We start from the raw sequence: 2,753 nt of genomic DNA, 5'->3' as shown, positions 1-2,753 counted from the left end.
TACCGCCTCTACCCAGGCACCGACCGTCAGGCGATTCCCGTGCCCCGACAGGTGCTCACCTGCCCGCACTACCTGCGCTCGACCATCGACGGCAGAGAGCAGATCACCATTCCCACAACGGCCTGACGATCACCAACGCTGCGGCGCAGCCGAATCGGCTCTTGACCTGCCATGACGACATGTCTCCCAGCACCCCGGCGCACCCGGCCGCCAACCACGGCCGACGATTACGACGGTGACGATGCGAACCTCACTGTCACAGCCTCCGGAGATCGCGGTACGCGTGAGCGCGGGTACTGATCGTCTCGGTGAGGTCGGTGACCGTGGCCGCGGGTGTCGCGGTCGGTGAACCGTCTCGTCGCCCGTTCTCGCTGCCTGGTGGGTGGTGCGAATTCTCGATCCGATTGTCCGAGTACTTCGAGCGGCGATGCTCGACCGATGCGATCAGCTCGCGGCCGGCGACCCGGTAGGAGTCGAGTTTGTCGGTGACGATCACCCGCGGCGCATACTCCGCCCCAAGAGGTTGAAGTCGCAGCACACGATGCCCCCGAGAGCGTGACGCGGCACCGCACCCTCTGGTCTGGCGGGTCCGAACACCCACAGCATCAGGAAAGATCAGTCATGGCCACTGACTACGACGCACCACGAGTCACCGAATCCGACGAGACGGACACCTCCCTCGAACAGCTGACCGCCAGCCGGAAAGACACCCAGTCCCCCGCCGTGGGCGTCGAGGACGCCGACACCGCCGAGTCCTTCGAACTGCCCGGCGCCGACCTGTCCGGTGAAGAATTCACCGTCCGCGTCATCCCCAAGCAGTCGGACGACTTCACCTGCACCAGTTGCTTTCTGGTCCACCACCGCAGCCGCCTCGCCGAACATCAGCAGCTGATCTGCCGCGACTGCGCCTGAGAACGTCGATCACTCGGAGTGCCTCGCATCTCCGAAATCCCGGCTTCCGGATTCGGACGTCATCGTCGTCGCTGAGTAACCTGTCACGTCGCCCGCGGGCTCGCGGGCGTTGCGGATTCAAATCCTGGCGGGTGGCACATGGCACGAACGAAAACGTCAGGGCTCGGGTCGGTCGGCCGGAACCTGCGGATAGACCACGACACCGTTCTCCTTCACCCACGTCTCATCACCACCATCGGCATGCTCGACGAGCAGCTCGACGGTCGGGATCTCCACCATCGCCACCCGTGACGGTCGGGCAGCACGGCACCAGATCATTCACGGCTGGCCACGATGGTCATTTCGATGTCGAGGTAGCGGGCAGCCATCCCCCGAGCGGCGGTGATGCCGTGAGCGTAGCGATCGATTCGGGACGTCGCCGTCACCTCGAGCCCCTCTGCCCGGACCTCCACGCCCGTGACACGAACGGCGAACGGGGCAGCCCGCGGCCCCACGTCGAGCGTCCCCTGACCGACGACGGTCTCGCCGTCGAAGTCGGCGCGGTCCACGTCGGCGGTGATGACCGGGCGGGCGGCGGCATCGAGGAACTTCGTGCCACGCACGTCGTCGTCGCGGCGGGTGCTGTCGGTGTGGAAGCTGCTGGTCGCGATCTCCAGGTGCGCCCGTGATTCTCCTATCGGCTCCGCGATATCCAGATGGCCGCCGATCAGGCTGAATTCACCTGACACCGGGGCCAATCCGAACAGGTGCCGGGTGCGGAACCGGACACTGCTCCGTACCGGGTCGATCAGATATCGGCCCGGCGGAGCGGAGCCGACAGGTGGGCGCGAAGTGGAACCGGTCATGTTCGCTCGACCTCCCAGACATAAACAGAGCCGTCGTCATGGACTATCCGTCGGCGCGCGCACCCACTACATCGGTCGAGTGGCGGCATCCGGGCCGACGTCCACCACCCTGAGACTATCGAGAAAACGGATGACACGAGAGTCGCCGGCCGGGAGCGGGGAACCGAGCCTCCTACCGCGAGGTCGTTACCTGCACACGTCCACCGTCACGACAGGAGACCACAGGCCGGTGAACCGGCACGCCGGGCAGCAGTTGTCGTCTCCGCACCGGGACGACAACTGCTGCGGTTGTATCTAGCCGCCGAGCCCGCCGAGGAGGCCAAGCAAATCATCCAGGCCCAGGTCGCCGAGGCTGCCGGTGCCGCCCGGGGCCGGGGTCCCGGTCAAGGTCACCTGCGCGACCGGGCCGAGCTTGACGTACGGGTTGGTGCTCACACCCTCCTTACACTGGGTGATCACCGCGTACGTGCCCGCCGGCAACTCGATCGAGGTACCCGTCGCCTCACCGCCGGTGAAACCGGGGTACTTGATCTCGTCGACCCGGGTGGTCTTGTCGTAGACCGCTGCGTCGAAGGGGAAGATCTGCGCCTCACAATGATTGAGCGCCTCGGTGGCCGCGATGTCGTGGAGGACGACCGTGATGGTGGTGGCGCTGTTGGTCACCGTCGACGAGCCCGTGACCGTGGCCGCACTGATGGCGGGGTTCGCGATCAGGGCGAGAGCGGAGAATCCGGCGATCGCGCCGGCACCGACGATACGGCGCGTGAGTGATGAAGCCACGAGAATGTGTTCCTTTTCGATTGTCACCGCGCCCCCGCGCACACGATGGATGGCCCGCCCAGCAAGCACCGAAACGATCTGCAACGGGAAGGTTAGGCTGCCCTACGGCGAGGGCCTGCTAAGTGGTCTGATTCGCTAATTCGTCGGGGGTTATGCCGCTTGCAGGGTTCGGTCGTGGTGGTCGAGTCGTTCGAGGTGTCGGTGCAGGTCGGTGGT

Annotated in this window: 5 protein-coding genes; 1 reads left to right on the top strand and 4 read right to left on the bottom strand. The window is 65.8% G+C overall.

From position 1 onward, the window contains the following. Window positions 1-256: 256 nt before the first annotated feature. Complete coding sequence (locus tag ACFWAY_RS53395; protein ID WP_378516489.1) at window positions 257-496, bottom strand: hypothetical protein; 240 nt, start codon at window positions 494-496, stop codon at window positions 257-259. A gap of 125 nt (window positions 497-621) precedes the next feature. On the opposite strand from ACFWAY_RS53395, the gene ACFWAY_RS53390 reads away from it, so the two are divergent. Continuing rightward, window positions 622-912, top strand: coding sequence for a DUF4193 domain-containing protein (locus tag ACFWAY_RS53390; protein ID WP_378516488.1), 291 nt, complete (start codon window positions 622-624; stop codon window positions 910-912). Between the two features lie 156 nt (window positions 913-1,068). Here ACFWAY_RS53390 and ACFWAY_RS53385 read toward each other — a convergent pair whose 3' ends face one another. The 3 genes from ACFWAY_RS53385 to ACFWAY_RS53375 all read right to left on the bottom strand — a co-directional run bounded on the left by ACFWAY_RS53385 (window position 1,069) and on the right by ACFWAY_RS53375 (window position 2,537). Continuing rightward, on the bottom strand, window positions 1,069-1,191 hold the full coding sequence (locus ACFWAY_RS53385) for a hypothetical protein (RefSeq protein ID WP_378516487.1): 123 nt from the start codon (window positions 1,189-1,191) through the stop codon (window positions 1,069-1,071). A 35-nt stretch (window positions 1,192-1,226) separates the two neighbouring features. After that, window positions 1,227-1,757, bottom strand: coding sequence for a YceI family protein (locus tag ACFWAY_RS53380; RefSeq protein WP_378516486.1), 531 nt, complete (start codon window positions 1,755-1,757; stop codon window positions 1,227-1,229). Between the two features lie 294 nt (window positions 1,758-2,051). After that, window positions 2,052-2,537, bottom strand: coding sequence for a hypothetical protein (locus tag ACFWAY_RS53375; protein ID WP_378516485.1), 486 nt, complete (start codon window positions 2,535-2,537; stop codon window positions 2,052-2,054). Between the last annotated feature and the right edge of the window lie 216 nt (window positions 2,538-2,753).

Origin of the sequence: Rhodococcus sp. NPDC059968, from assembly GCF_042738615.1 — a bacterium.
In the GTDB taxonomy this organism is placed as follows: Bacteria; Actinomycetota; Actinomycetes; order Mycobacteriales; family Mycobacteriaceae; genus Rhodococcus_F.
Note: the sequence above shows the minus strand (reverse complement) of the source record. Positions and strands in the feature narration are given on the sequence as shown.